Origin of the sequence: Flavobacterium gelidilacus DSM 15343 (genome assembly GCF_000422685.1) — a bacterium.
Taxonomy (GTDB): domain Bacteria; phylum Bacteroidota; class Bacteroidia; order Flavobacteriales; family Flavobacteriaceae; genus Flavobacterium; species Flavobacterium gelidilacus.
Genome location: NZ_AUGN01000009.1, coordinates 57,435 through 79,702 on the forward strand (window position 1 = coordinate 57,435; position 22,268 = coordinate 79,702).

22 protein-coding genes are annotated in these 22,268 nt (G+C 29.1%); 15 read left to right on the plus strand and 7 right to left on the minus strand.

Translation table 11 applies throughout. From position 1 onward, the window contains the following. Nucleotides 1–89: 89 nt before the first annotated feature. Nucleotides 90–2,303 carry a M1 family metallopeptidase gene (locus tag G507_RS0105085; RefSeq protein ID WP_026716472.1) on the minus strand — a complete coding sequence of 738 codons (2,214 nt, stop codon included), beginning with the start codon at nt 2,301–2,303 and terminating at the stop codon, nt 90–92. Between the two features lie 96 nt (nt 2,304–2,399). Here G507_RS0105085 and G507_RS0105090 point away from each other — a divergent pair, with 96 nt between their 5' ends. Beyond that, on the plus strand, nt 2,400–2,966 hold the full coding sequence (locus G507_RS0105090; RefSeq protein ID WP_026716473.1) for a GNAT family N-acetyltransferase: 567 nt from the start codon (nt 2,400–2,402) through the stop codon (nt 2,964–2,966). Further along, nucleotides 2,963–3,811, plus strand: a complete 849-nt coding sequence (locus tag G507_RS0105095) for an aldose 1-epimerase family protein (protein WP_026716474.1) — start codon at nt 2,963–2,965, stop codon at nt 3,809–3,811. Before G507_RS0105090 ends, G507_RS0105095 begins: the two co-directional genes overlap by 4 nt. Before the next feature lie 103 nt (nt 3,812–3,914). On the opposite strand, the gene G507_RS17620 is transcribed toward G507_RS0105095, so the two are convergent. The 5 genes from G507_RS17620 to G507_RS0105120 all read right to left on the minus strand — a co-directional run bounded on the left by G507_RS17620 (nt 3,915) and on the right by G507_RS0105120 (nt 9,397). Beyond that, complete coding sequence (locus G507_RS17620; protein WP_157496495.1) at nt 3,915–4,082, minus strand: hypothetical protein; 168 nt, start codon at nt 4,080–4,082, stop codon at nt 3,915–3,917. A gap of 161 nt (nt 4,083–4,243) precedes the next feature. Beyond that, nucleotides 4,244–5,758 carry a S8 family peptidase gene (locus tag G507_RS0105105; RefSeq protein ID WP_026716475.1) on the minus strand — a complete coding sequence of 505 codons (1,515 nt, stop codon included), beginning with the start codon at nt 5,756–5,758 and terminating at the stop codon, nt 4,244–4,246. Between the two features lie 122 nt (nt 5,759–5,880). Beyond that, entirely contained in the window at nt 5,881–7,200 is a 1,320-nt protein-coding gene (locus G507_RS0105110; protein ID WP_026716476.1) for a hypothetical protein, read from the minus strand. Continuing rightward, nucleotides 7,200–8,615, minus strand: a complete 1,416-nt coding sequence (locus G507_RS0105115) for a choice-of-anchor B family protein (RefSeq protein ID WP_026716477.1) — start codon at nt 8,613–8,615, stop codon at nt 7,200–7,202. Before G507_RS0105115 ends, G507_RS0105110 begins: the two co-directional genes overlap by 1 nt. 152 nt (nt 8,616–8,767) lie before the next feature. Beyond that, nucleotides 8,768–9,397 carry a hypothetical protein gene (locus tag G507_RS0105120; RefSeq protein ID WP_026716478.1) on the minus strand — a complete coding sequence of 210 codons (630 nt, stop codon included), beginning with the start codon at nt 9,395–9,397 and terminating at the stop codon, nt 8,768–8,770. Nucleotides 9,398–9,535: 138 nt separating this feature from the next. On the opposite strand from G507_RS0105120, the gene smpB reads away from it, so the two are divergent. Both smpB and G507_RS0105130 read left to right on the plus strand, forming a co-directional pair. Then, on the plus strand, nt 9,536–9,988 hold the full coding sequence (smpB, locus tag G507_RS0105125; protein WP_026716479.1) for an SsrA-binding protein SmpB: 453 nt from the start codon (nt 9,536–9,538) through the stop codon (nt 9,986–9,988). Between the two features lie 55 nt (nt 9,989–10,043). Then, nucleotides 10,044–11,096, plus strand: coding sequence for a Fic family protein (locus G507_RS0105130; protein WP_026716480.1), 1,053 nt, complete (start codon nt 10,044–10,046; stop codon nt 11,094–11,096). Between the two features lie 33 nt (nt 11,097–11,129). Here the strand turns inward: G507_RS0105130 and G507_RS0105135 are convergent, their stop codons facing one another. After that, nucleotides 11,130–11,771 carry a protein-L-isoaspartate(D-aspartate) O-methyltransferase gene (locus G507_RS0105135; RefSeq protein ID WP_026716481.1) on the minus strand — a complete coding sequence of 214 codons (642 nt, stop codon included), beginning with the start codon at nt 11,769–11,771 and terminating at the stop codon, nt 11,130–11,132. A 131-nt stretch (nt 11,772–11,902) separates the two neighbouring features. Between G507_RS0105135 and G507_RS0105140 the strand changes: the two genes are divergently transcribed. From G507_RS0105140 to G507_RS0105190, 11 genes are all read left to right on the plus strand, one after another. Further along, entirely contained in the window at nt 11,903–12,871 is a 969-nt protein-coding gene (locus G507_RS0105140; RefSeq protein WP_026716482.1) for a Gfo/Idh/MocA family protein, read from the plus strand. Between the two features lie 55 nt (nt 12,872–12,926). Continuing rightward, a complete protein-coding gene (locus G507_RS0105145) occupies nt 12,927–13,817 on the plus strand; it encodes a 3-hydroxyacyl-CoA dehydrogenase family protein (protein WP_026716483.1) in 891 nt (296 codons plus the stop codon). A 66-nt stretch (nt 13,818–13,883) separates the two neighbouring features. Next, nucleotides 13,884–15,101: a DUF1015 domain-containing protein gene (locus tag G507_RS0105150; protein WP_026716484.1), complete on the plus strand. Its 1,218-nt coding sequence runs from the start codon at nt 13,884–13,886 to the stop codon at nt 15,099–15,101. An 86-nt stretch (nt 15,102–15,187) separates the two neighbouring features. After that, complete coding sequence (locus G507_RS0105155; RefSeq protein WP_026716485.1) at nt 15,188–15,847, plus strand: YggS family pyridoxal phosphate-dependent enzyme; 660 nt, start codon at nt 15,188–15,190, stop codon at nt 15,845–15,847. A gap of 67 nt (nt 15,848–15,914) precedes the next feature. Next, the gene (locus G507_RS0105160) at nt 15,915–17,276 is read left to right on the plus strand and encodes an exonuclease domain-containing protein (protein WP_026716486.1); all 1,362 of its coding nucleotides are present in this window, start codon (nt 15,915–15,917) and stop codon (nt 17,274–17,276) included. Between the two features lie 19 nt (nt 17,277–17,295). Beyond that, entirely contained in the window at nt 17,296–18,123 is an 828-nt protein-coding gene (locus G507_RS0105165; protein ID WP_026716487.1) for an ion transporter, read from the plus strand. A 12-nt stretch (nt 18,124–18,135) separates the two neighbouring features. Then, nucleotides 18,136–19,251, plus strand: coding sequence for a serine hydrolase domain-containing protein (locus G507_RS0105170; protein WP_026716488.1), 1,116 nt, complete (start codon nt 18,136–18,138; stop codon nt 19,249–19,251). A gap of 1 nt (nt 19,252) precedes the next feature. After that, nucleotides 19,253–20,176, plus strand: coding sequence for a tRNA (adenosine(37)-N6)-dimethylallyltransferase MiaA (gene miaA, locus G507_RS0105175; RefSeq protein ID WP_026716489.1), 924 nt, complete (start codon nt 19,253–19,255; stop codon nt 20,174–20,176). Nucleotides 20,177–20,218: 42 nt separating this feature from the next. Continuing rightward, complete coding sequence (locus tag G507_RS0105180) at nt 20,219–20,767, plus strand: hypothetical protein (RefSeq protein ID WP_157496496.1); 549 nt, start codon at nt 20,219–20,221, stop codon at nt 20,765–20,767. Nucleotides 20,768–20,785: 18 nt separating this feature from the next. After that, a complete protein-coding gene (locus G507_RS0105185) occupies nt 20,786–21,523 on the plus strand; it encodes an acyl-[acyl-carrier-protein] thioesterase (protein ID WP_026716491.1) in 738 nt (245 codons plus the stop codon). 65 nt (nt 21,524–21,588) lie between these two features. Beyond that, nucleotides 21,589–22,266: a hypothetical protein gene (locus G507_RS0105190; protein ID WP_026716492.1), complete on the plus strand. Its 678-nt coding sequence runs from the start codon at nt 21,589–21,591 to the stop codon at nt 22,264–22,266. Nucleotides 22,267–22,268 lie beyond the last annotated feature (2 nt).

Consider the following 22,268-nt stretch of genomic DNA (forward strand, 5'->3'; position numbering starts at 1 on the left):
AGATTTCATCAATTAGTTATAGAATTTAAGTGCTACAAAAAAAGGACTTCTAAATAGAAGTCCTTTTTTATAAATATGTTTTTTAAAACTTAATCTCTTGTAAAGTCAAAACTTTGACCTTGTACATTTAGTTTAAAACTTTTCTTGTCTTCATTAAATTTAATTTCTAATCCTTGAGAAGTTTCAACAAATGTTCCATTACCTTTATCTTCCACTTCCATTTCTTGACCATTTCCAGTCATGATCATTTTATCTCCATCTTCAGAAATACCAACTTTTACAGGAATTTGTTGACTAGAATAATCCCCAACATAAGCTGCATATTTACCAGGTTTTGGCGCTACAAATCCTTCCGATTTCCATACATTATTAGTGTCATTTGTATCTGGCAATAAATTTTCTGGATCAATCGTTATTTTTGCAATCTCTTCAGTTGAGTCATGACTAAATGACCATGAAGTATTTCGTTGCCATACTTCAACAGGTAATTTTACTATTTCTTTTTTACCAGAAACCATTTCGATTTCTAAAGTAACAGGCATTGCCATTTTTTCAAAGTTCTCAATTGAAATTACAGCCCCATTTTTAGGATCATTTTTATTGTATTTAACCCCATTTATACCTTGATCTAATCTCCAGTTATTAGTAATCCAACCTCTCCAGAACCATCCTAAATCTTCTCCTGAAGCGTTTTCTATTGTTCTAAAGAAATCATCTGGTGTTGGGTGTTTAAAAGCCCATCTTTCTACATAAGTTCTAAAAGCTTTATCAAAACGCTCTTGTCCCAAAACTTCATTACGAAGTAAGTCTAAAGCAGTTCCGGGTTTCATATAAGCTAAAACACCAAGATTACGTTCTTTTAATCCATCTGGAGCAGTATAAACAGGCTCTAATGAAGGACTAGTCATCATCTCTGCCATTCTGTGCATATTAAATTTTCTATCTTTATATTCACCCGCATTAAAGTCTTCAGCACTTACACCATTGATAAAAGTATTAAACCCTTCATCCATCCAAGCAAATTGTCTTTCGTTTGAACCCACAATCATTGGGAACCACGCATGACCAAATTCGTGGTCAGTAACACCCCATAAACTTGAACCTTTAGAAGTATATTTACAAAATACAATTCCAGGATATTCCATTCCACCTTCATTACCTGCAACATTTATAGCTGCTGGATAAGGATATTCGAACCATCTTTTTGAGTAACCTTCAATACTTGCTTTAGTATATTCCGTAGAACGACTCCAAGCTTTTTGACCTTCACTTTCAACTGGATAAGCAGAAATTGCCATAGCTTTTTTACCACTTGGTAAGTTGATACGAGCTGCATCAATAATAAATGCACTAGACGAAGCCCAAGCTACATCACGTGAATTAGTCATTTTAAACTTCCATGTTTTTGTTCCATTAGCAGAAAGTTTAGCTAAATCATCAGAAGAACGAACCATAACTGTAGCTTCACTTTCTTTAGCTTTTGCCCAATTAGCTTGTTCTGAAGAACTCATAACTTGAGAAGCGTTTGTAATATCACCTGAACAAACCACAAAATGATTTGAAGGTACTGTAATAGAAATTTCAAAGTTTCCATATTCACAATAGAATTCTCCTGCTCCCAGATAAGGTTGCGTGTTCCATCCTCTCACATCATCATAAACTGCTACTTTTGGGTACCATTGTGCAATAGTGAAAATTGTTCCATTCTTAGTAGGTAAATATCCCATTCTATCCGAACCATATTCTGGAGAAACAAATGAAAAATCCATACTAACTTTTGCTTTTCCACCGTTTGGCTTTAAAGCATTATTTAAGTAAATTTTCATTCTTGTATCTGTAATTTCATATTTAACGGCTTTTCCGTCAACCATTACTTTAGAAACTTTTTGTCCCCCATCAAATTCTTCCCCTTTAGCTCCATTTCTAGAACCGCTAACAGGAACAACTGCGTTTCCACGAGAATCTTTAGCAAATAAGTTTTGATCTAAATACATCCAAATAAAAGCCAGTTGATCTGGACTATTATTGACATAAGTCATTTCAACTGAACCATCTATTTGTTTAGCTGCTTCATTTAAATTAGCTGTTAATTTGTAATTTGCACTGTTTTGCCAATATTTTGGCCCTGGTTGACCACTTGCAGAACGATACTCTGTTCCGTTTTTAGTGTAAAAATTAGGTGCAAATGCATCTACATAACTGTATTTGTTTTCTTTAGTTTCTTTTGCTTCTTGCGCTTGAATACTAGAAAACCCAATACATAAAGCTACAACTGTAATAGCTTTTGAGAAAAAGTTTTTCATGGTAAAAGTTTTTTGTTTAGTTTATTAGTCAAATAAACGAATTTTTTGTTACACTATTACCTTAATTTGTATATTCACACCTTAAAATATTTGTTAATGCTTACACTAAATTTTAACCCATTTCCCATTTTGACATCTGAACGTTTACGTTTTAGAAGATTAACTGATAGTGATGTTAATGAAGTTTTTGAATTAAGAAGTAATCCAGAAACCATGAAATACATCCCAAGACCATTAGCTAAAACTATTGATGATGCTTTATCACATATTAAAATGATTAATGATAATATTGATGCAAACTCAGATATCAACTGGGCAGTTACCGAAAAAGACAACGATAAATGCATAGGAATTATGGGTTTCTTTAGATCACAACCTGAAAATTACAGAACAGAATTAGGTTACATGATTCTACCGGAACATCATAATAAAGGATATGTTACGGAAGCAGTTAAAACATTACTTAATTATGCGTTTAATGAAATGGGATTTAATTCTATAGAAGCTACAATTGATCCAGAAAACATAGCTTCTGAAAAAGTATTGCAAAAAAATGGTTTCATTAAAGAAGGACATTTAATTGAGAACTTCTTTTATAATGGGCAATTTATTGATAGTGTTATCTATTCCTTATTAAAACGAAATTTTAAAAAAACACAATGATAATTACGATTAAAGATAACAACTATAGTGCATCAATTAATAGTAATGGTGCTGAGTTATTTGAATTCACAAAAGACAAAACCAATTATATTTGGACAATAGATGAACAGTTTTGGAACAAGACTTCTCCTATTCTATTTCCAATTGTAGGTCGATTAAAAAATGATTCCTACACTTTAAATGAAAAAGAATATAAACTTCCAAGACATGGTTTTGCAAGAAATTATGATTTTGAAGTAATTCACCAAAAAGAAAATGAAGTCGTTTTTTCATTAAAGGAAAGTGAAGAAACTTTAAAAATGTTTCCTTTTGAATTTGAATTACAAATTAGATATACTTTAGTCGAAAGTAAACTGACTATTTTATATGAAGTAATAAACCATTCCGAAAACTCAATGCCTTTTAATATTGGTGCTCATCCTGCATTTGCTATAACTGGTAATTTTGAAGATTATAGTTTGCAATTCAATAAAGATGAAAATTTTGAAACACATCATTTAGAAAATGAACTATTTAATGGTAAAACAACTTTTGTAGAAAGTCGTATCGGAAACATTCCATTATCCTATTCATTATTTGAAAATGATGCTTTGGTTTTTAACCATTTAAAATCAAATGAAGTATCTATTTTAAAAGAAAATAATCCTTATTTGAAAATTGATTTTGAAAGTTTTCCTTTTTTAGGAATTTGGACCAAACAAAATGCTCCTTTTTTATGTATTGAGCCTTGGTATGGTCACGCTGACGAAAAAATATCTAATGGGAATATTTATACCAAAAAAGATGTTCAAATTTTAAATCCAAAGGATATATTTAAAGCTAATTTTAGTATTGAAATTCCTTAAAAAAGATTGATGTTATTTTACTAAAACATTCAAAAAAAAGAAAAAGAAAAAAAGGATTGTATAAAACAATCCTTTTTTTGTAACTCTATATTACTATTTAAATCTATTCATCCTCACTTTTATCGGGCATAATAAATGCGCCATTACTTATCATTTGATTTTTTAGCTGAATAGTATCTAATTTCTCATTATTTACAATTACTTGTTTACTGTAAGAACACGATTTTAAAAATAGTACTAAAAATAATAAGATAAATATATATTTCATCATTAATTTTAACTTTGAGTGATTATAGATTTTAAATCTAATAAGAAATATCTTCTAAATCTTATTGTTTTTAATATAATCGATAAAGGTTAAATTTCAACCGACAAAATACCTATTTAAATATTTTTTTTTTGATTTTGTATTCTGTTAATTACAAAATATTGTTATTGAACTGCTAATAAAGCATTTACATTTCCGTAGCCAAATTGTGAATTTTTATTTGGATAATAAGCAGCAGATTGTTTCATTTTTGTAAACACTTGATCTCTTGTCCAAGTTGGATGTTTTGACCAAACTAAAGCTGCAATTCCTGCCGTTGTTGCTGTGGCAACAGAAGACCCACCAACATAATTTGATTGATTAGTATAATAACTTAAAACTGGTGATGTATTTCCTGTAGAAGATCGTTCCATTACAACTGTAAAATCGATTTCAGAACCTGAGTGACAAACATCACATTTCTGATAATTGGTAGTATCTTTTAAACCTGTAACAGCAACTGTTTCTGACATCCAAGCTGGAAATATAACTCCAACAAATGTTGTAAAACTTGTAGATGTTCCTCCAGCACAAAAAATCAATTTTCCTCTTGCATAAGCATACCTAACACCATCTTCTATTCTACCTACAGAAAAAATGTGTCCCATTGACATAGAAATAATTTTTACATTTGAATTATTTCCTAAACCTGTAAAAGCATTTTGAACTCCTTTTTGTTCATGATAACCATCTAAAACAACATTTGAAGCTGCTCTATAAGTAATTAAATTTGCGTTGTAAGCAACTCCAACAGGCATTCCAGTATTATTTCTTGGAGCTGCAACTGTTGAAGCCATACTTGTTCCATGACCACATTGATCATTTGGTCCATCAGTAGATGAACTCCATGGCCAAATAGAATCTACATAAGTTCCATATTTTTGAATACTTCTTCCCGAAGAAAGTCCGTTATTAAAGCTACTTCCCATTAAAGTTTGATTTGGTGAAATTCCTGTATCTATAACTCCAACTGTAATTCCGGCTCCAGAACTATAACTCCAAGCACTTGGAATATTGTGTTTATAGAATGTCCAAGGTGCTTTTGCATTTGGAGTAACGGTTGTATAATCTGCTACACTTAATGTAGCAGTATCAAATCCACAACCCGAACCTCCAGAACTTGATGATCGATATGCATTATTTTCTGATTCAAATTGAAAATATTTGTAATCCGCAGGTTCAATATATCTTGTATTAGGGTTTCTTCTTAATAACTCTAATGTTTCTGGCTCATTTATAACTACATCGATTAAATTTAAAAATTCATCTTTATAAACTAAAATTTTCTCAATTTCTGTTTTTTCTGAATTAGCTATTAGATTTAATAATTCAGTTTCAATTTGATTTGATTTTGGTGATTTAGTTTTGTCAAAATCATTTGCACCTGTTCCAAACCCGATTGTAACTAATTTATTACCGTGTTGTGTCGCACTCCAAAGCATTTGAAGCGAAGCATTTTTCCAATAAAATTTTCCTGTAGCTTTTACAGATTCATTTATTGATTCGTTAATAAGCTTTGTAGAAAGAGGATCCTTATCAAAATTGATGGTTGACTTTTCTACTTCAATATTTGCATCATTAGTACACGAAGCCACCACAAATAATGAAAAAACTAAAATTTTAAAATAATTTTTACGCATATTATAATCTATTAGGTTAATTAATACGAATATAATATTTTTTATAATTCAAAAGTAAATTATTTATGATTCCATAACTATTTTTATTAACAAAAAAAAGCCCTAGAAAAAGGGCTTTTAAATTAACGAACTTTGATGATTAACAAATCGCTAAGTCCTTTATTTATTGGAACATCTAAATCATTGCTTTCAGTTTGTCCAACTATTACAAATCCTTTATCTTTTAGTTCTACAGCATCATAGCCAAAATCAAAATTAGAACCACCAAAAGTCTTTTGCCATAACATTTTTCCATTTGGGCTTATTGTGAAGGCCCAAAAATCATTTTCTCCTTTATTTTCGGTAATTTGACCATCCATACTCCTTGTGTGACCAGAAATTAAAAAGTTTCCATTAGAAATCATTCGAATAGAGTTTGAAGTATCAAATCCTGAACCACCAAAAGATTTTTCCCATAATAATGCACCATTATCATCTATATTAATTATCCAAACATCATTAGCTCCTTTGTTTGAAGAAATGTCTCCATCCATACTATTAGATGTACCTGTAATTAAGTAAGTGTTGTTTAAGTTTTTTGCAATTCCGTAAGCTTGATCTAATTCTGAACCACCATATGATTTTTTCCAAACTAAATCTCCATTTGTATTTATTTTAACAACCCAATAATCATAACTTCCATGATTATCATTGACATCAAAATCACTACTTTCTGAGTAACCTACCATAACAAATCCACCATCATTTGCTTGGACAACATCAAAAACTCTATCGTTTTGAGTACCTCCAAAATATTTATCCCAAAGTTTATTGCCGTTTGCATCTAATTTTATTCCATAAAACTCCCCTACACCATGTAAAACTCCTTTATTACTTTTTCCTATTCCAGCATAATCGACATAACCAACTACAAAATATCCACCATCTGATGTGTTTATTATTTTGTGTGCGTGATCATGACTCATAAAGCCATGACTTTTGGCCCAAATTAAATTGCCTTCAGAATCTGTTTTAAATATAAAGAAATCATGCATCCCTAAATTACTTGGCACTTCCCCATCACTACTTTTACTATAACCTGCAATCACAAGAGTTCCGTCAGTATTTTCAATTACACTATACCCTAAATCATCTTCAGAACCACCATAAGTTTTGCTCCATAATAAATTACCTTCTGCATTATATTTAGATAACCAAATATCTTCTAAAGCATATTTTTTGTCAGTTATATCTCCATCACTACTTTTAGTATCACCTACAACAACAAATCCTCCATCTTTTGTAGCAATTACACCGTGAATTTCTTCAAAATTAGAACCTCCTATAGATTTGGACCAAACTTTTTTTCCGCTAAAAACAGTTTCATCATTAAAGCTTAAATTCTCTTCTTTGTTACATGAAACTATAAATAAGATTGAAAATACTAGTATTAATTTTCTCATTACTCAATTATTAATTTTTTAGAAATAATTCCGTTAACAACAATTAGGTACAAACCAGAAGTAAACTGTGCAGTGTTAATTTCAAAATCATTTGAATTTATTTTTTCAAATGCCTTAACTTTTTGTCCTAAATTATTAAATATGGCTACAGAATTGATAATCTCATTAGAAGTTATTTTTGAAAATTCTTTTGATGGATTTGGAAATAAAGAAAAAGTTTGATGATTGAAACTTTGATTTGACAATGCACCTCCTTTTCTTACTACAAATAAACCTCGTTCAATATCACTTATAATTATATTTCCACTTGCAAAATAGGGATAAACACTCCAAGCTCCATTAAATGAATTTGAGTTACTTGTTGGATATGTATCAAAATATCCTATTTCAGTCATAGTTCCTGAGTTAATATTTGTAATATCCATTAATCTAAGACCAGCTCTATAATTGGCTAAATAAAATTCGTTCCCTTTTGTATACCCATTGTGATCTATTGCAGGAGTTGCACCAAAGTAATTTGATTTTAAAACCGGCAAATCTAAATCAGTCATATCAATTAAAATTGTTTTTGTATTAAACCCAAAGTTAGACTCATCAAGCTCATCTCCTACCATAAAATATTTATGATTATCAGTTAACCATCCTTGATGTGTATATGATGTATTAGAATAAGTAAATGTTGAGAGTAGAATTGGATTGGATTTGTTAGAAACATCAACAACCACTACTTTATCTTCATTGGCTCCAAAAAATATTTCTTTACCAACATGTTGTGTATCTGGTCCGTTATAGATTACAATATGAGCATCATGACAATAATTCTGAGCACTATAACCACCTGCTAAAACTGGAGATGTAGGGTTTTGTATATTTATAATATGTGGTCCACCATTGTAAGTCCCTGTTCCAATAGCATAAGCAAAACCAGTTGCTTCATTAATTGCAATATTATGACAATTACCAAAACCTGTATAATGCGCGTCCATTGTAAAGGTTTGAGGTGTAGTTACATTTCTTAACCTAGTCAAGTCAAATACTTGCATACCATGATTAGAAGCTTCACTTACAATAAAGACATGATTATTATATACTTTCATATCTCTCCATATACTGTTTGATGAAGCAGTAGGCAACTTTCCTAAATATATTGGAGAAGTTGGATTAGTTATATTTACAAATGCTGTATGGCTAGTTAAACCTATAATAGCATATTCATTATTATTTAATGGATCGGTCCAACCCCATATATCATTAAATTCTGAATTTAATAAACCTCCTAATTGAGTTTTAGTCATATTAGACATTAAATCTATATTATTGCAAGGGTATATTCCTGCCATACCAGAAGAACAAGGTGTTTGAGAAATTACAAGATTAAAAAACAACAATAAACTAATTGATAATTTAAATTTCATATACTTTTTTTTATCCCAAAAAAATGTTTGGAATTTTCTGGATTACGAAATTAATGCTTTTTTAATTTAAAATCAAAATATGTGTTTTTTAACTAAATAAAAAAAACCCAAATTAATGAGTTTTTTTTTAATAAAATTACAATATAATTTCTTTAGAAAAGGAATTTAAATCCAAAAGATAATGGTGTTGTTAATGTTGGATTACTTCCTGCCATAGCCCCATTATAAGTTGACTCAACATTAGCTACATGAGCTAAAGAGAAATCTGTGATAGTAGTTTTCTCTCCAACAGCTGGATCTAAAGTTGTTAAACTAAAATTAGCTAAATTATAAGAGAATTCAACAGAAAAGTTTTTTGTTACAAAGAAATCAAATCCACCAGAAGCAGTAAGTCCATATTGACTAATCTTTAAGTCACTTTCTTTTTCTTTTCCAGAAATAATAGGAGCTGCAACTTGACCGAAGAAATAAAAATTACCAACAATATTCCAATACTTTCTAACTAAAGGTTGTGCAACAAATAAGTTAGTTTTTGCATTTGTTCCCAAGGCATCTTCATTTTTTACATTTATTGTTCCAATACCTAAACCAACGGCTACCGATGGAGTTACAAATTTACCAACTATTGGCAAAATTGTTAAGTTAGTTGCTTTTGCATCTCCATTTTTCGTTTGAGTATAACCAAATTGAGATGTTGCAAACCAAGTACCTTGTAAACCTTCTTGAGCAAATAAAGAAAGACTGAATAATGAAACTACTGCGATTAAAATTAATTTTTTCATTTTTTTATGTTTTTAAATTACAGGACAAATTTATCAACAACAAAGAGCTCATTAAATGATAAAAATCATTGTTTAAAAATTATTTTAAAGATCAAAAAAAATTGCATTTTTAATGTTTTACCTTACATTTGCATTCTCATGCAAAAAACCATTAACATATTTAACAAGAGAGCTAAATTTGACTATGAAATATTAGACAAGTATAATGCTGGTATTGTTCTAACTGGAACTGAAATAAAATCAATTCGATTGGGAAAAGCATCTATTGCAGAAAGTTTTTGTGAATTTCATAACAATGAACTTTTCATTATCAATTCACATATTGAAGAATATCAATACGGAACACATTACAATCACAAATCTAAAAGTGAACGTAAACTATTACTGAATAGAAAAGAATTGAAGAAGTTAGAAAAAGATAGTCAAAATAAGGGTTTAACAATTGTTCCATTAAAACTATATACTAACGAAAAAGGGTTAGCTAAATTAGAAATTGCTTTAGCTAAAGGAAAGAAAAACTACGACAAACGTGAAACTTTGAAAGAGAATGACTCTAAAAGAGATATCGATCGAATAAAAAAATCGTTTTAGGTTTTTTTTATTAAAATTTATGACTAAATTTGTCAAGAAATAAAAAGTCATTAAAATGAATACTTTATTAAAAAGTGCTAGAGAGCAAAAAAATCTAAAAACTCGTGAGTTAGCACAACTCATTGGTATTGACCAAGCATTAATAAGTAAATTCGAAAGTGGTTCTAGAAAACCAACCAAAGAGCAAATAAAAAAACTATCCGAAGTGTTAGAAATTGAGTATGAAACTCTTATAATAGAATGGATAAAAGCTAGGATTTTATATGAAATTAAAGACGAAGCAGAATTTGGCTTAAAAGCTTTACAATTAGCAGAAGAAGAAGCGATTTATAATGCAGCTTTCAAAAGAAAACCTCTTTCAAAAAATCTTCAGTCTATTCTTCTAGATATTGATATATTAAAAAAAGAATTAGATAATTTTCGTCAATTTGATAGTTTTAGAATTGCACAAGCTTTAGAATTAGAATATACTTTTGAAAGCAATAAAATTGAAGGAAATACTTTAACATTAAGAGAAACAGATTTAGTTGTAAATGAAGGATTAACTGTTTCAGGAAAAAGTATGCGCGAACATCTTGAAGCTATAAATCATCAAGAAGCTATTGGATATATTAAGCAATTATTAGAACGAAATTTTTCTTTAAATGAAAGAGAAGTATTATCTATTCATAATCTTATCCTTCGTGGAATTATTCCAGAAGATGCTGGAAAATATAGAAGTGTACAAGTGATGATTAAAGGAAGTTCCCATATGCCACCTCAACCTTTTTTAGTTGCAAAAGCTATGGAAGATTATTTTATTTGGTTTTTAGAAAATAAAAATAAAATGCATCCAATAATTCTAGCCGCAGAAATGCACGAAAGATTAGTTACAATTCATCCTTTCATTGATGGAAATGGCAGAACTTCTAGATTAGTAATGAATCTTATTCTTCTACAACACGGTTATGTTATCGCTAACATAAAAGGAGATTATGACACAAGAATGAGTTATTACAAAACTTTAGAGATTGCTCAAACTTCAAACAATAAGGAAGATTTTCTACTATTTATAGCTCAAACCGAAAAAGAAAGTTTAGAAAGATATATCTCTATAATCAAACAATAATTAAAAGCGAATTTAATAAAATGAATTCGTTTTTTAATTTTTATCTTCTAAAAGCGGCACAAATCTAAATTCACCAAATTCATGTTTTTCAAATTGGGTTTCATTCTTTCTAATTAGCATGGTCATAATTTGGTGCTCTTCTCCTAAAGGAATAACCAACCTACCTCCTATTTTCAATTGAGCCATTAATGGTTGTGGAATAAAAGGTGCTCCAGCAGTTACAATTATACTGTCAAAAGGGGCAAATTCAGGCAAACCTTTATAACCATCTCCAAAAATTACTTTTTTTGGTCTAATTCCTAATTTAGGTAATAAAAGAGATGTTTTTTTGAATAATTCATTTTGCCTTTCTATAGTATAAACTTTTGCTCCCATTATACATAAAACAGCTGTTTGATAACCACTTCCTGTTCCTATTTCAAGAATAGTATCATCCTTTTTTACTTCTAAAAGTTGACTTTGAAAAGCTACAGTATAAGGTTGTGAAATCGTTTGATCAGCTGCAATTGGAAAGGCTTTATCTTGATAAGCAAAATCCTCAAAACTTGAATTCAAAAATAAATGTCTTGGAATAATTTTTATAGCTTCTAAAACATTTTTATCTGTAATTCCTTTTTCTTCAAGTAGTTTAGCTAATTGATTTCGAAGTCCTTGATGTTTGGATGTGTTTTTCAACTTGGGTTATAATTTGAGTGGTAAAAATACCTTTTAAAAATTAATTTTCAAATTGAAATTTACGAAACTTTTAAACCTATAAACTTTTAATCTTTAAACTAAAATAGTACTTTTGATAAAATTTAATTTTTATGATAAAAGTCGGAGTTTTAGGTGCTGGTCATCTTGGAAAAATACATTTACGATTATTACAACAATCTGAAAAATATGAATTAGTTGGTTTTTATGATGAAAATCAAGAAAACGGAAAAAAAGTTGCAGCCGAATTTGGTTATAAACAGTTCGATACTATTGCTAAATTAATTCATGCAGTTGATGTAGTTGATATTGTAACTCCAACTCTCTCTCATTATAAATGTGCTAAAGTTTCAATCAAAAGTGGTAAACATGTTTTTATAGAAAAACCAATTTCTACAACTGTTGAAGAAGCAGAAGAAATTATAGCTTTGTCCAAAGAATATAATGTAAAAGGTCAAGTTGGACACGTAGAACGATTCAATCCAGCTTTTATAGCTGTTAAAAATCAAATCGAAAGTCCAATGTTTATTGAAACGCATCGTTTGGCTGAATTTAATCCAAGAGGCACAGACGTTCCTGTGGTTTTAGATTTAATGATTCACGATATTGATGCCATTTTGAGTGTAGTAAAGTCAAAAGTAAAAGCAGTTCACGCAAGTGGCGTTTCTGTTTTAAGTCAATCTCCAGATATTGCAAATGCTCGAGTTGAATTTGAAAATGGTTGTGTTGCCAACATTACTTCAAGTAGAATTTCGATGAAGAATATGAGAAAATCTCGTTTCTTTCAAAAAGATGCTTATATCTCAGTTGATTATTTAGAGAAAATATGTGAAGTTGTAAAAATGAAAGAAGCTCCAGAAGTTCCTGGTGATTTTGATATGATTTTACAAAATGCTGAAGGTGAGAAAAAACAAATTTATTTTGATAATCCAGAAGTTTCTCCAAACAATGCTATTTTAGATGAATTGGAATCTTTTGCAGATGCAATCAATAATAATACAACACCAATTGTTACATTAGAAGATGGAACAGAGGCTTTAAGAGTAGCTTACATGATTATCGACTCGATGAACGAAAAATAATCAGTTTTAGAAAACTATCTGAAACAAATAAAACTAAAAAAACAAAATTTATACAATGAAACAAATAGCTGTAATTGGAGCTGGAACAATGGGAAACGGAATTGCTCACACCTTTGCTCAATCAGGATTTACTGTAAAATTAATCGATATTTCTGAAAAATCGTTAGAAAAAGGAATGGCAACTATTGCTAACAACCTTGACAGAATGGTTTCTAAAGGAACAATCTCTGAAGACGATAAACACAAAACTATATCAAACATCATTACTTACACTGACATTAAAGATGGTGTTGTGGGTTGTGATTTAGTAGTTGAAGCTGCCACAGAAAATGTGGGGTTAAAAATGAAAATTTTTAAAGAATTAAGTGATACTTGTGATCATAATGTGATTTTCGCATCAAACACTTCTTCAATTTCTATTACGCAAATTGCTGCACAAGTAGTTCATCCAGAACGTGTTATTGGAATGCATTTTATGAATCCTGTGCCAATTATGAAATTGGTCGAAATTATTCGTGGTTATTCAACTTCTGATGAAGTAACTAAAATCATTATGGATTTATCAGTAAAATTAGGTAAAACTCCAACAGAAGTTAACGATTATCCTGGTTTTGTGGCAAATAGAATTTTAATGCCAATGATTAACGAAGCTATCGAAACTTTATACAACGGTGTTGCTGGTGTTGAAGAAATTGATACTGTAATGAAATTAGGAATGGCTCATCCAATGGGACCGTTACAATTAGCCGATTTTATTGGATTAGACGTTTGTCTTTCAATCTTAAATGTAATGTATGATGGTTTTAAAAATCCAAAATACGCTCCTTGTCCTTTATTAGTGAATATGGTAATGGCTGGAAAATTAGGGGCAAAATCTGGTGAAGGTTTTTATGATTATGCTGAAAGTAGAAAAGCAGAGAAAGTTTCAAAACAATTTTTAAAATAGTGGTCAGTGGTCAGTAATTAGTTGGCAGTTACTGAACACTTAAAACTGCCAACTGAACACTTAAATATGTCAAAAATTATCCCTTTCAAAGCCGTTCGTCCTGCATCTGATAAAGTTGGATTGGTTTCGTGTAGAAATTACGATGATTATAGCGCTGCTGAATTAGCTGCATCATTAAATTTTAATCCGTATTCTTTCTTGCATGTTATAAATCCCGCTTATGTAAATGCTCAAAAAATTACTTTGGATAAACGTTTTAAAGGTGTTGCTTTAAAATATCAAGATTTTAAGACCGAAAAAACATTAATTCAAGAAGAAAATCCTGTTTTTTATGTTTATGAAATCAAAACTAAATATGACAAATTTACTGGAATAATCGCAGGAACTTCAGTAGAGGATTATCAAAATGATATCATTAAAAAACACGAAGACACCTTACAATATCGTGTAGAAATGTTTAAAGATTATTTACATCAAACAGGATTTAACACGGAGCCTGTTTTAATAACTTATCCAGATAGTGTTGAATTAAACACATGGATTTTACTAAAAAAACAAAGCGAACCTTTATATCAATTTACAACAACTAACAAAGAGAAACATTCCCTTTGGAAAATTGAAACAGAACACGATATAAATTGGTTACAAGAACATTTCGAAAATATTCCCGATTTATATATTGCTGATGGACATCATCGTTCGGCTTCAGCAGAATTACTTTTTGAAGAAGACAAACATTCAGGAAATAAAAATTTACGTTATTTTATGAGCTTTTTAATTCCAGAAAGTAATGTTAAAATTTACGAATACAACAGAATTGTTCGTGATTTAAATGGAAATTCGAAAGATGAATTCTTAAAAAAATTAGAAGAACATTTTATCATTAAAATCAAAGAACAAGAATTGTGGAAACCACAAGATAAGTTTGAGTTCGGAATGTATTTAGACGGAAACTTCTATGCTCTATTTTACAAGATAAATAATAATGAAACCAGTATTTTAGAAAATTTAGACGCACAAATATTATACAATAAAGTATTAAATCCTATATTAGGAATTGAAGATTTAAGAAACGACGAACGCATTGATTATATTTCTGGTAAACAATCTATTACAGCTATAAAATTAGTGGTCGATGAAGGAGAATTTGAAGTTGGTTTTATGCTTTATCCTTCAAACATTAATGAAATTAAAGACTTTGCAGACAATAATTTAATTATGCCTCCAAAGAGTACTTATATTGAACCGAAGTTTAGAAGTGGTTTGATGGTTTATGAACTTTAGATCTAGAAAACAAAATAGGAACACAGATTTAAGAAATTATAAAAATTTTTGAAATTTCTTAAATATGTGTTCCATAAAAATACAAAATGTCAATAAAAAACAACCTTACCAATATAAAATCTCAATTACTATCAAACGTAACACTTGTTGCCGTTTCTAAAACAAAACCTGTGAGTGATTTGATGGAAGCTTACAATGCTGGTCAACGCATTTTTGGAGAAAATAAAATCCAAGAAATGACCGAAAAATGGGAAGAAATGCCAAAAGATATTCAATGGCACATGATTGGACACGTTCAAACTAATAAAGTCAAATATATGGCTGAATATGTTAGTTTAGTTCATGGTGTAGATAGTTTGAAGTTATTTAAAGAAATTAACAAACAAGCCAAAAAACACAATCGGGTAATTGATGTTTTATTACAAATGCATATTGCCGAAGAAGAAACAAAATTTGGTTTAGATGAAAATGAATTGGATGAGATACTGAAACAAGTTCAGCAAAACAAGAGCAAGTTTGAGAACATCAAAATTGTTGGTTTAATGGGAATGGCAACTTTTACAGAAAATCAAACTCAGATTAAAAAAGAATTTCTACATTTAAAATCTATTTTTGATAAAGTAAATTCTGATCAAATTCAACTGAAGACTCTTTCAATGGGAATGTCAGGAGATTATAAACTAGCAATTGAATGTGAAAGTACAATGATTCGAATAGGAAGTAGTATCTTTGGTAGTAGAAAATAGAGAAAAGAATAAAGAAAAAGATTTAACTTTACCCCTTTAAACTCATAACCTAATAAACTTTTAAACTATTTATTGCATACTCGACATAGAAACCACTGGTGGACAATTTAATGAAGAAGGAATTACAGAAATTGCTATTTACAAATACAATGGACATGAAGTAGTTGATCAATTCATAAGTCTTGTTAATCCCGAAAAAGCGATTCAACCTTTTGTAGTTAAATTAACTGGAATTAACAATGCCATGCTACGTTCTGCTCCAAAATTTCATGAAGTAGCCAGAAGAATTATTGAAATTACTGAAGGATGTATTATTGTGGCTCACAATTCATCATTTGATTATAGAATTTTAAGAACCGAATTTGATCGTTTGGGTTATAAATTCATTCGTCCAACAATTTGTACAGTTGAATTATCTAAAAAACTAATTCCTGATCAAGCTTCTTATAGTTTGGGAAAATTAGTTCGTTCGCTTGGAATTCCAGTTACTGATAGACATCGTGCAAGCGGTGATGCTTTAGCAACTGTAAAATTATTTAAACTTTTACTTTCAAAAGATTCCACAAAAGAAATCGTAAAAAGCTACATCAAAACAGAAGTTAAACCAGGAATGGCTCCAAAACTTCTTGATATTGTTGAAAGTTTACCTAACAAAGTTGGAATCTATTACATTCATAACGAAAAAGGTGATTTAATTTATATTGGAAAAAGTAAAAACATTAAGAACAGAATTAACCAACACTTTACTTCAAAAATTTCTAAATCAATCAAAATTCAAAAGCAGGTTTATGCTGTAACTTATGAAGAAACAGGTTCTGAATTAATTGCTTTATTAAAAGAAAGTGAAGAAATCAAAATAAACAAACCTATTTATAATAGAGCGCAACGCAAAACCTTATTCAATTGGGCTTTGTATTCTGAAATAACAAAAGAAGGTTATATAGCTTTAAAAGTTAGCAAAACTGATGGAAGAAAAAAAGAAATTACATCATTCGTTTCGCTAGAAGAAGGAAAAAACGCTTTGTTTAGAATTACCGAAAAATATAATTTGTGTCAAAAAGTAAATGGCATTTATGATACTAAAAAAAGTTGTTTTCAATATGATATAAAACAATGCTTTGGTGCTTGTATTGGAAAAGAAAACCCAGAAGAATATAACATTAGGGTTCATGATTTTATCAAGAATAATTCGTTCGAAAGCAACAACATGGTTATCATAGATAGAGGTAGAACAAATTCTGAAAGAAGTGCTATTCTAATTGAACATGGAGTTTATAAAGGTTATTGTTTTTATGATTTAAACTACCAAATTAACAATATAGAAATTCTAAAAAATCTAATTATTCCAATGCAAAATAATAGAGATACACGTTCTATTATTCAATCTTATATGCGAAAAAACAAGAACCTTAAAATTGTGAAATTTTAAAAATCTTATATTTGTTACTATGGAAGCAACTAATTCAAATTGGGAAAGGTTTCAAAAACGAGTTCATGTAGTTATTTATGGAACTAATACTTTTGCAGGAAAACTTTTTGATTTAATTCTTTTAGCTGTAATTCTTTTAAGTGTGGTTTTAGTAATGCTAGAATCTGTAAAAGAATTAGATGCAAAATATCATGATTTTCTGTATTATTCTGAATGGATTATTACTGTTTTTTTTACGATTGAATATATTCTTCGTATAATTTCAATCAATAAACCATTAAAATACATATTAAGCTTTTACGGAATTATAGATTTAATTTCAATTTTACCAATGTATTTGTCGTTCTTTTTCCCTCAAACAAAAATTCTATCCATTGTTAGAGCTCTACGATTATTAAGATTATTCAGAATATTAAATTTAGCTCATTTTACTGGACAAGCTTCCAATTTAAAATTAGCTCTTAAAGCAAGTCAGTCAAAAATTATAGTTTTTATATATTTTATTCTGGTGATATCTGTTTTACTAGGAGCATTAATGTATGTAATCGAAGGACCAGAAAATGGTTTTACCAGTATCCCAAGGAGTATTTATTGGTGTATCGTTACACTAACTACAGTAGGTTATGGAGATATTGCACCGGCTACGACAATTGGACAAATTATTGCCACATTAGTAATGATTTTAGGATATGGAATCATTGCCGTTCCAACAGGAATAGTTTCTGCAGAACTTGCTAATAAAACTAAAAACACAAGTCGAAAAAACCCTTGTGGTAACTGCGGAACCGAAGATCATCGAGACAATGCTGAGTTTTGTTATCATTGTGGAAATGAAATTGACAACTAATAAAGAAAAAAAATGACTAAAAAATCTATTCTACTTCTTTTATTGACCCTATTCTTTATATCATCTTGCAAATTAGGTCGTTTTGTAATTTATAATTTTGCTGATATAAATGATCACAAAAAATTTCCAAAAAGAGATATTGAAAAACCAGAAAAACCTTTTAATTTTGAATATAAAGTAAGAGATCAAATTGCAAAAAAAGTTACTTTAAATATAAAAGGAAAAGAAAAAGTATACACGTTTGATGAATATTTAGAAATCAATAAAACAGTTGCTTTTCTAGTTATTAGAAAAGACACTGTTATTTATGAAAAATATTTTGATGGTTATGATAAAGAAAAAGTAGTTCCTTCCTTTTCTATGGCAAAATCAGTTATTTCAATGCTAATTGGTTGTGCTATTGATGATGGATTTATTAAATCCGTTGACGAACCTATTACAAATTACTTACCAGAATTAAAAAAAAATGGTTTTGAAAAAGTTACAATTAGTAATTTGTTAAACATGACTTCTGGAATTAAATTTAATGAAAGTTACTATAATCCTTTTGGTAATGCTGCCAGTATTTATTATGGTAGAAATCTTAAAAAAGAAATTTCTAAATTAAAATTAGAAGAAGGTAATATCAATACATTTAGTTATAGCAGTGGTGATTCTCAAATTTTAGGATTAGTTTTGGAGGCTAGTTTAAAAGGGAGAAAAATCAGCGAATATCTTGAAGAAAAAATCTGGAAACCTCTTGGAATGGAATATAATGCGAGTTGGAGTTTAGATAAAAAAGGAGGTGTTGAAAAAACATTTTGTTGTTTAAACTCGGTTGCGATTGATTATGCAAAATTAGGAAGGTTATTTTTAAATAATGGTAACTGGAATGGCAAGCAAATTATTTCAAAAGAATGGGTTGAAAAGACATCAAAATCAGAGAATAATTTAAGTGGTGTTTCTTATTATCAAAATCAATGGTGGATTGCTGACAAAGATGAAATGAGTTATTTTGCCCAAGGAATTTTAGGACAATACATTTATGTAAATCCAAAGACTGAAACTATAATTGTTAGATTAGGAAAAGATTACGGAAAACAAAGTAATTGGAAATCAATTTTTAAAACAATTTCAAAAGTAGACTAAATTGAAAAACTATCTAATCGTGATTGTTGGTCCGACAGCAATTGGAAAAACTGCTTTAAGTATTAAATTGGCTCAACATTTTGGTTGTGATATTCTTTCGTGCGATAGTCGTCAGTTTTTTAAGGAAATGAAAATAGGCACAGCAGTTCCAAATGAGATAGAATTAGCTGCTTCTAACCATCATTTTATTCAAAACAAATCAATTTTTGAAAATTATACTGTTGGTGATTTTGAAAAAGAAGCTACTTCCAAATTAGACGAATTATTCAAAGAAAATAACGTTCAAATTGTTGTTGGTGGTTCTGGTTTATATGTCAATGCTATTTTACAAGGTTTTGACGATTTTCCTGAAGTTCCAAGCGAAATTCGTGAAAACGTAAGAATTCAATATGAAGAAAAAGGTTTGGAATTTCTTCAACAAAAACTTAAAGAATTAGATAACATCTACTACTCTACTCTTTTAAAAGAAAATCCTCAAACCTTGCAAAATCCGCAACGAATGATGCGCTTTGTAGAAGTTTGTTTGGCTTCAAATTTGCCCTATTCTTCCTTTTTAAATCAGAAAAAAAATCAACGTAATTTTATTCCAATTGTCATTGGATTAGAAGCTGATCGAGAAATCATGTACAACAGAATTAATCAAAGAGTTGCTATTATGATGAACGAAGGTTTACTAGAAGAAGCAAAAAATGTTTATCCAAACAAAGAACTAAATGCCTTACAAACTGTAGGTTATAGAGAATTATTTGATTATTTTGATGGTAAAACAACTTTAGACTTTGCCATCGAACAAATCAAAATGAATACTCGAAGATTTGCCAAACGTCAATTGACTTGGTTTAAGCGTAATGAAAAGACCATTTGGTTTGATTTTCAAACGGAAACTTCAAAAATTATAGAATTTATTAACAAAACAATTGATTAAAGCAACCTTTTTCGAAAAATGGAATCTTTAAAAAAACTTGACATGAAAAAAGCTCTACTTTTATTTTTAATTATTCCGTTTATGGCTTTTCAATGTGAGCCTGGAGAACCATGTGAACCAGCAATAAAGCAAAAATCAAAGCCAAATTTAATCACAGTAGAAAACCTTCAAACTAATTATATTGTTGGTGATATTATATGGCTAAATTCTAGTTTAGAAAAAAATCAACTTTTTGAAAATCCCAATGAAACTATAGATTTACTTAGTTATCCATTGGATTACGCATTAGGTTTTCAGTTTTATAAATCATCTTTATACAGCACAGATACTTATCTTTGTATAGATGAATCTTCGTCTGAAGTTACTATTGGATCAAACAATAACTGCAATACTTTTGTTTATGAAAAAGATGGAGATTTTTTAAAAAGTAGAGTTGGAATCAAATTACTTGAAACAGGTAATTTTAAAATAATTCTTTCTTCAATTTCAACCTTTAGAGAAACAGGTTTAAATTGTGGTGATAACGCACTTGATATTTACACAACTTTTAGCAATAATAATCAAAATTCTATTACTTTTATAGTTCAATAGATTTCATTAAAATAAAAAATGCCAATTAGCCCTAATTTTACATCAATATACGAACAAGAATTCGAATTATCGTTTTTAAACTGCTATCCAAATGGTTTATTAAAATACACTGATTTATGTAATTTTATCCAAATTGTTGCAGGAAATCATGCCGATTTAGGTGGAATCAGTTATTCTGATATGCAAACAAAAAACCAAGCTTGGGTTGTAAGCAGAATGAGATTAGAAATAGCTAAATTACCCAAATGGCGTGATAAAGTTGTTGTTAAAACTTGGATAAAAACTTTAGAAAATTCACGCTCTATTCGTTGTGTTGAGTTTTATTTAAATGAAGAAAAGATTATAGGTTGCGAAACTTTTTGGGTTGTTATCAATACCAAAACAAGGAAACCAGATAGTTTAGTCTTACCACACAATCATTTTGAAAAATTTGAAAGTGATGCTACTCAAAAAAATACTGATAAAATAACAATTGGTTCAGATTTAAACGTTGTAGGAAATAAAAAAGTACTTTTCTCAGATTTAGATGTTGTAAATCATGCTAACAATGTAAAATATTTAGAATGGTGTTTGGATTTTGAAAACCCTAAAAATTTATTATTAAGTAAAGTCAAAGCCTTTGACATGAACTTTATGCGTGAACTTAATTTAAATGATGAAGCTGAAATAAGCAAGTCATCAATCGAAAACGAAAGTGTATTTACTATTTCAAAAGAAGACAAAATTGCTTATGCTTTGAAAATTGAGTGGAAATAAAAAAAAATTATTCAATAACGCAACTAAATAGTTTTTTTATCATCTATCATTAAATAAACTTTTGTATGAAAAATTGTATTGTTTTGTTTTTTGTCTTCTCTTTCTATTCTTGCAGTATTCCATATGATTTGGAAACAAGATATATTATTGAAACTAAACTAGTTGATTCTAATGGAAATGCTATTGCAAATGAAGAATTTTCTATTTATGTAAGTACTAATGAAAGTAAAACTTTATTCTATGGAAATAGTAATGGAGAAACTATTTCAAGTTCAATTTCTGACAAAAATGGTTTTATCAAAATGATTTTTCCAAAACCAGATGTTCAAAATTTTTCTCTTTCTTTAAACAGTGAAAACAATAATGTTACTGGCTATTTGAGTAAAAATATTTTTAATATAAAACCAGAAAATTTTGTTGATTACAAACTGGTATTAGATGAAATCAAGTTAGCTAAATATGACGAAATCACTAATTTTGATATTGAATTAAATCAAGTAACTCAAAATAAAGAATTAAGGAAAATTGAAGTTATTGGTCAAGTTTACACTCAAAATGAAAATTTAAATCCAGATTTAGATCTTGAAAATTATTATGATTTACAAACATATTTTTCATTATTTAAAAATCAAAATTTCACTTTAAAATATTCTGTTTTTAATTATACAACAATGACTTTAGAAGAAAACATAGTCAATCTAAGTATAACAGATCAACCTATTAATTATACCTTAACTTACTAAAA